Genomic DNA, 7570 nt, shown 5'->3' with positions numbered 1-7570 from the left:
TTATATGAGGTTCGTGTTCCTCGGGGCGGAAGTTTGCCGCCGACTTCCTTCAGACATGACGGTCACCCCCCATGCCCTTGTCTTAAGCTACAGCTACTACTGCCTTCACTGTTTGGGACTTTCACCCTATAGCCTGCACCCATGCCGGGCACACCAAAAAAGCGAGGATCGGAAACATATTCCAATCCTCGCCTTTTATACTTCATCCACCTCTATATATTCATCGTCGTCTTCTTCGATATAAGGCATTCCTGTCCTTAATAATCCTTTCGTCTCGATTCCTCCCATTCCCTTTTCCCCGCTTAACGTATTCCGTAATGCATCCCAGACACTTACCCTTTCTAAAAAGGGGGTGTATGCAATTTTTGCGGCAATATAGACAGGATCCAGCGCATGAATATTAATCCGCATCGGCGAACTGGCAAAATTTGCTCCAGCACGGATTAACGATTCAAAATGGGATTGGCAAGCTCCCGCAAAAATAACCAATTGGTCTAAATCAGGAATTAATCTCCTCGCCTCACGGACCGCTTCCACAAAATATTTTGAATGCCGGTATGCCCTTAAATCGCTTTTCGTTCCTTTATGCTTGGAAAAAGAATCGTGTCCGGTAATAACGATGATATTTGGCTGAACCTTTTTAATTAAAGGAACAATCTCATTCGGCATTTCCTTTTCATGCAAATGAACCCCGTGAACGTGCAATCCGAGACGCTGATATAAACCGATACATTTCCTTAAATACATGGAATCCCCATCTAAATGGAGAACTTTTGCCGGGATTTGAAAATATTTCGCATCGTGCTGATACCCATCTGTGGCAGCATATTCCCGTTTTTCCTTCATCAGCTGGTAATCTTGATAAAACAAACGGTAGGAAAATTCCTCCTTTTCCTTCTCCTTCTTCCGCCGTTTCTCCAAATCCCTTTTCTCGATTTTAGTTATATCATCAATTGGGGCATCTGCCTCCAAACGATATTCTTCTCCATACAGCCGAACCATTGCTTTATCAATGGACGCGATACGAAATAATACATCGTGATTATAAGATTTTCTCGTCACTAATTCTCCAATTTGGTAATCCATTCACTCATTCACCCCATCGCCTTACAGGCATTCCTCCTATAGATTATGGGAAACACCTAATCTCTGTGATAAAACTTTACGGGGTGAAAAACGGCAGTTACTTGGTCATTTCATACAACACGTTGGCAAGAGAAGCAAATTCTTCGAGATTTAATGTTTCACCGCGGCGGGTTCCGTCAATTTCGGCCCGCTTTAGGATATCCTCCAGCAATTGTTTATCATAGACATCTTTAAAGTAGCTTTTTAGGTTATTCATCAATGTTTTCCTCCGCTGCATAAAACTTGCCCTGACCAGCTGGAAAAAAAGCTTTTCATCTTTTACATGAACTGGAGGGGACGGGCGCATTTGCAAGTGCAATATAGCCGAATCCACATTAGGCGGAGGCATAAAAACGGTCCTTGGCACAGTCATTGCTACTTCACTTTCCGTATAGTACTGCACCGCTACACTTAGCGAGCCATAATCTTTCGTCTCTGGCTTGGCAGCCATTCTTGCGGCTACTTCTTTCTGAATCATGACGGTAATGCTTTTCACCGGCAGCTTCTCTTCCAGCAGTTTCATTAATATCGGCGTCGTAATATAATATGGCAAATTAGCGACTACACGAATTTCCTGTCCTGGATGAAAATGTTTTTCGATTGCCGATTTCACATCTGCTTTTAATATGTCCTCATGAATAATTTCCACATTTTTGTACGGGTGCAGCGTATCTTGCAGCACCGGAAGCAGCCGCTGATCGATTTCAAAGGCGACCACTTTTTCCGCATGAATCGCCAATTGTTCCGTTAGCGCACCAATACCGGGGCCGATTTCGATAACCCCGGAAGAAGAGCTCACTCCTGCATGGTGCACAATATTTTGTAAAATATTTACATCCACTAAAAAATTTTGGCCTAAGCTTTTTTTGAACGTAAACTTATATTTATTTAAAATTGCCTTCGTCCGCGTCGGCGTCGCGATATAATGTTTCATTCTCTTCCTCCTGTTTAATCTGCTTCATCGCTTCCTGCAGCTCTTTTTTTGTAATTTGGAACAGATTTAAACGTTTTAATAATTGTTTACCATTCGTATGGCCAATTTGCAAAATTTCCCCCAGCCTTTTCCTGCGAAAACTGGCTTGTTCACCGCCAATTAATCCGAATGCAAGCAGATCTTCGCGATTGAACTCACTCATCGTCTCTTTATCCATCACTTCGTACACATCCTGCAGTGCGTTTCGGATTGCCTCCACTGATGCATGTTCAATCCCTAAACTTTTGCCCTCCGGGTGCTTTGCCCGGGCCTCCGCTTGGGTTAAAAAAGCATGCTTGCACCCCGGCACTCTTTCATCGATAATTCGTCGGATCCGCTCCCCGGGATAATCTGGATCGGTGAAAATAATTACTCCCCGCTTTTCCTTCGCATGTTTTATTTGCTGCAATATCGCATCATCAATCGCCGAACCGTTCGTTTCAATGGTGTCCCCGTCGACTGCCTGTTTCACTTTTGCCGTATCGTCTCTGCCTTCAACGACAATGACTTCTTTTATTTTCACCATTTCTCCTCCAAACATAAAAATATGCTCTACCATTAACATGGTTAGAGCATAAGCTTACATACGTCATTAATCAAGAATTTTAACTTTAACTTTTCGTACTCCCCATTGATATGCGGCTGATTTGGACGGAACGTGTACATCAATACGATTTCCTTTAATATGGCCGCCTGTATCTCCCGCAATGGCTTCCCCGTATCCTTCAACCCATACTCTCGAACCGAGGGGAATGACGCGCGGGTCAACTGCGATGACCTTTGCATTCGGATTTGATTTTAAGTTCATCCCTGTAGCTGTATACCCGGAACAGCCGCTGCAGCTGGAAGTAAATGCACTGGCTGTCACGGTGAAAGTTTTCCCGTTGGCTGGAGAAGAACTTTTGTTAGAGCTTCCAGAGGCACTTAAGGTTTGCAAGTTTTGTTTAAATTCCTTCGTTCCGATTGCCACTACTTTATCTACTTTATCTTCTTTTTCTTCCGAGACAAGTTTCCGGTCTACTTCTTCCCCGTTTTCATAAGTAACCTCAAAGGTTTTCGTAATTTTTCCTTCCTTGCCTTCGGTAATTACTTTTTCTTTCCCTTTTTCTAAATTCGGGTCTTTTTTTGTTATCGCCTGAAATGGAATATTTTCCTCGACAACTTCCTCTTTGACGACAACACGTATAATTTCGATAGCTGTTCCCTTTTCAACTTCTTCATTTAAATCCGGGGTAATTTTATCTTTCTCTCCCAGTTCAATGTCAATTTCCTCCAGCAGGCTCTTCACCGTCCCGCCGGTAGTTTTCACCTTATGTTCGTCATTTCCGTCGCGGATAACAACCTCAAATTGGCGATGTATTTGAATGGATAGCCCTTCTTTGATTTGATCCTTTAATGAGTGGGAAATATCATCCCCGTCAGAAAAGGCGATATCATTTTCGGCAAAGAATTGTTCAATTGTATCTGCCGTTGTGTAATATGTTTCTTCTTTGCCGTCTACTGCAACAGTTACCTTTTTTGCGGTTTCATAGGTAATCGTCATTCCGGCGGTTAATTCTTCTTGTAATGAGTGGGATAAATAATCGTGCTCTTTTACTTCAATCCCTAACTCTTTCAGTAATTCTTCGACTGTATTTACATGGGTTTGAACTGTTTCTTCGTTCCCGTTATCTATTATAGTTACTTCTGTTTTTGAAATTTCGTAAAAAACAGCAATGGAGAATATTAGTAATGCTAATACTCCAATAACAGATACTGCCAGCTTTCCCTTTGATGCTGGAAGTAGCTTTGAAAGAAAATGCATTCTTTTTTCCTCCTTCATCATAAGCCGATTATAGTTTTACGTATATGCAAAGTCAAAGCTATTCCGTTTACGTTTCTTTTACAATTGCATTACAAATAGATAGAAAATTTTGTCAGAACTCCTGCATGAATTGATAGAAGTAGGATTTATAGGGGTGGAAAAAATAAAAAACCATTCAGTTTTTCTGAATGGTTTTTTTATGAATTGCTGAGGCGAAAAACGCGAAAGGCATTTTCCTTCGTAATCTGACATAATTCCTCATAGGAAATTTCCCTTAGCGCAGCAATTTGTTCGGCTACTAAAGTGACGTAAGCCGGCTCATTTCGTTTGCCGCGGTTCGGATGCGGGGCAAGATACGGAGCATCTGTTTCGATCAGCAGTCGGTCTTTCGGAACAATTTTCGCAACTTCCTTTGGCAGCGGAGCATTTTTAAACGTAACCGGACCGCCTAATGAAATGTAAAAATTCATATCCAGACAAGCCTGCACATAATCGGCCGAATCATTATAGCAATGCATGATGCCGCCAACGGTTTTTGCATCTTCTTCCTGTAATATTTGAACTATATCCTCCGTTGCTTCCCGATTATGAATAATGATCGGCATGTCCACTTCCTTTGCTAAGCGGATCTGCTTGCGGAATACTTCCTTCTGCACGTCAGCCGGGGACTTGTCCCAATGATAATCAAGCCCCATTTCGCCTAAGGCAACTACTTTCGGATGGTTAGAAAGCTCTTTCAGCCAATTTAAGTCCTGGTCTGTCATATCAATGGCATCGACCGGGTGCCATCCGACAGCAGCATATATCGTTTCATATTGTTCGGCAATTTTAAGTGCTAAGGGAATCGTTTCGCGGTCAAAGCCGACTACCGTCATATATTTTACTCCTTTGCGAAAAGCACGCTGAATGACTTCATCCCGGTCTTCTTGAAACTGTCTTGCATTTAAATGAACATGAGTATCGAATATCATACAATCATCCTTTTCCTTATAAAAATAGCATTACCCTGCATGATGCAGGGTAATCCATCGTTTACGATATAGTCGTACCGTTTTCTGCCTCGGCAGGTGCTTCCACAATTTGCAGCTTTCCGTCTTTCTCTGCGGAAAGAATCATTCCTTGACTGATTTCCCCCCGCAATTTCCGCGGTTTTAAGTTGGCGACGATTACAACCTTTTTCCCGATAAGTTTTTCCGGATTCGGATAAAACTCGGCAATTCCGGAAAGTATTTGCCGATGCCCTTTGTCTCCGGCATCAAGACGGAATTTCAGCAGTTTATCTGCTCCTTCCACCTTTTTGCAGTCGATTACTTCTGCCACCTTTAATTCCACTTGATCAAATACGTCATATTTAATTTGTTTTTCCTTTACTGAAACAAGCTCCGTTTCCAACGGATTCCAGTCTTCCTTACCATCCATCGGTGCTGATATTCCCGCCCGCATTTGTTCCTGAATATATTGCACTTCTTTTTCCATATCAAGCCGCGGAAAAATCGGCACTCCTTTTTCGACTACCCGGATATTTTCCGGCAGGTTGCCAAAATGGACTTTGGACCAGTCCCCAGCATACTCTCCTTCAATCCCTAATTGACTGAAAATTTCCTTCGGGGACCTCGTTAAGAACGGCTGGAGCAAGGTGGCAGCAACACGTAAACTTTCCGCCAAGTGGTACATGACACTTTGCAGCTCTTTCTTTTTCTCTTCGTCTTTAGCAAGCACCCATGGCTCTGTTTCATCAATATATTTATTCGCTCTGGAAATCAGCCCCCATACAGCACTTAACGCGCTGCTGAATTGCATGTTTTCCATTTCCTTTTCATACCGTGCAATTGTGTCTTCTGCAGTCTTTTGCAGTTCTTCATCATACGCCGTAACATGTCCTTGATAGGCCGGTACGTTGCCATCAAAATATTTGTTTATCATCGCGATGGTGCGATTTAATAAGTTTCCTAAATCATTGGCTAAATCATAGTTCATACGGGAAACGAAATCTTCCGGGGTGAATATCCCGTCACTGCCGAAGGAAACTTCCCGCATTAAGTAATAGCGGAGAGCATCCAAGCCGTACCGTTCGACGAGCATTTCTGGATAAACGACATTTCCTTTCGATTTGGACATCTTCCCGTCTTTCATCAGCAGCCATCCGTGTCCGAAAACTTTTTTCGGCAGCGGAAGGTCGAGCGCCATTAACATAATCGGCCAATAAATCGTATGGAAGCGGACGATTTCTTTTCCGACCATATGCACGTCGGCCGGCCAATATTTGCGGAATAATGAATCATCTTCCGTTCCATAGCCGAGGGCAGTAATATAATTCGTTAAGGCATCAATCCACACGTAAACAACGTGTTTCGGATTGCTCGGAACTTTCACTCCCCAGGAGAATGTTGTCCGGGATACGGCCAAATCTTCCAAGCCCGGCTTAATAAAGTTATTGATCATTTCATTTTTTCGGGATTCCGGCTGAATAAACTCCGGATGTTCTTCATAAAATTTCAGCAGCCGGTCTGCATATTTGCTCATGCGGAAGAAATAGGATTCTTCCTTAATCAATTCCACCGGATGTCCGCTGTCTGGGGATTTTCCGCCAATGACATTTCCTTCTTCATCCCGCTCCACATCCACTAATTGGGATTCAGTATAGAAAGTTTCATCCGGAACCGAGTACCAGCCTTCATATTCCCCTAAATAAATGTCTCCTTGTTCGAGCAGCCGTTCAAATATATCTGCTACTACTTTTTTATGGGTTTCGTCCGTCGTCCGGATAAACTTGTCATTGCTAATATCGAGCATTTTCCATAGTTTTTGCATGTCTTCAGCCATGCCGTCTACGTATTCTTGCGGCGATATATTTAATTCCTTTGCTTTATTTTCAATCTTTTGACCGTGCTCGTCACTTCCGGTCAAATAAAACACATCATACCCAATCATTCGCTTATAACGGGCCAGAACGTCACAAGCGATGGTAGAATAGGCATTGCCAATATGTAATTTACCGCTCGGATAGTAGATTGGCGTCGTAATATAGAACGTTTTCTTCTTATTCGTCACTTCTAAATTCCCTCCTCACGAGATCGAGCTATTACTATTTTAGCGATTCTCCTTATTTAACACAAATCATGCCATCCTTTTCCTGACGATACGATAATCGATTTCCATGAAGAATTCTGTCATTGACACAAAGGGTAATCACTGATATTCTAAAAAACAAGAAAAATCAAAATATAGTATTTTTATCCTATTTGCGAGGTGACTGGCGAATGAAATCTACCGGAATCGTCCGGAAAGTGGATGATCTTGGCCGGATTGTTCTGCCGATGGAACTAAGGCGGGCCATGGATATCCATACAAAGGACGATATTGAAATATTCGTGGACGGAGACCGGATTATATTAAAAAAATACCAGCCGAAAAAGTCCTGCCAAGTAACAGGCGTCCTTTCCGATGACAACATGGAATTTGCCGGGGGGAAAATTGTCTTAAGCCCCGAAGGCGCAAAAATGTTAATGGAAGAGCTGGAATCTGAACTATCTGTAAAAAATAATTGATATTTTCTAATTGTCTTTAAGTTTACCCAAAAATAAAGCTTGACTTTGAAACAAAAACAGGCATCCGAAAATTTGGTGCAAAAGAGCACTTTTGATGCCTGTTTTTCTCTCTATGGATCC

7 protein-coding genes are annotated in these 7570 nt (G+C 42.4%); 1 reads left to right on the top strand and 6 read right to left on the bottom strand.

Features of this window, described 5'->3' with window-relative positions:
* Nucleotides 1–195 precede the first annotated feature (195 nt).
* From yabG to metG, 6 genes are all read right to left on the bottom strand, one after another.
* Nucleotides 196–1086: a sporulation peptidase YabG gene (yabG, locus tag IEV18_RS15830; protein WP_188393350.1), complete on the bottom strand. Its 891-nt coding sequence runs from the start codon at nucleotides 1084–1086 to the stop codon at nucleotides 196–198.
* Between the two features lie 97 nt (nucleotides 1087–1183).
* Nucleotides 1184–2059, bottom strand: coding sequence for a 16S rRNA (adenine(1518)-N(6)/adenine(1519)-N(6))-dimethyltransferase RsmA (rsmA, locus tag IEV18_RS15825; protein WP_188393349.1), 876 nt, complete (start codon nucleotides 2057–2059; stop codon nucleotides 1184–1186).
* On the bottom strand, nucleotides 2010–2621 hold the full coding sequence (rnmV, locus tag IEV18_RS15820; RefSeq protein WP_188393348.1) for a ribonuclease M5: 612 nt from the start codon (nucleotides 2619–2621) through the stop codon (nucleotides 2010–2012). The genes rsmA and rnmV overlap by 50 nt, the downstream gene beginning before the upstream one ends.
* 69 nt (nucleotides 2622–2690) lie before the next feature.
* The gene (locus IEV18_RS15815) at nucleotides 2691–3902 is read right to left on the bottom strand and encodes a resuscitation-promoting factor (protein ID WP_188393347.1); all 1212 of its coding nucleotides are present in this window, start codon (nucleotides 3900–3902) and stop codon (nucleotides 2691–2693) included.
* A 197-nt stretch (nucleotides 3903–4099) separates the two neighbouring features.
* A complete protein-coding gene (locus IEV18_RS15810; RefSeq protein ID WP_188393346.1) occupies nucleotides 4100–4873 on the bottom strand; it encodes a TatD family hydrolase in 774 nt (257 codons plus the stop codon).
* 61 nt (nucleotides 4874–4934) lie between these two features.
* Nucleotides 4935–6953: a methionine--tRNA ligase gene (gene metG / locus IEV18_RS15805; protein WP_188393345.1), complete on the bottom strand. Its 2019-nt coding sequence runs from the start codon at nucleotides 6951–6953 to the stop codon at nucleotides 4935–4937.
* Between the two features lie 209 nt (nucleotides 6954–7162).
* Between metG and IEV18_RS15800 the strand changes: the two genes are divergently transcribed.
* Nucleotides 7163–7450, top strand: coding sequence for an AbrB/MazE/SpoVT family DNA-binding domain-containing protein (locus tag IEV18_RS15800; protein ID WP_188393344.1), 288 nt, complete (start codon nucleotides 7163–7165; stop codon nucleotides 7448–7450).
* Nucleotides 7451–7570: the final 120 nt, after the last annotated feature.

Source organism: Compostibacillus humi (assembly GCF_014637175.1).
GTDB lineage: Bacteria > Bacillota > Bacilli > Bacillales > Amphibacillaceae > Oceanobacillus > Oceanobacillus humi.
Note: the sequence above shows the minus strand (reverse complement) of the source record. Positions and strands in the feature narration are given on the sequence as shown.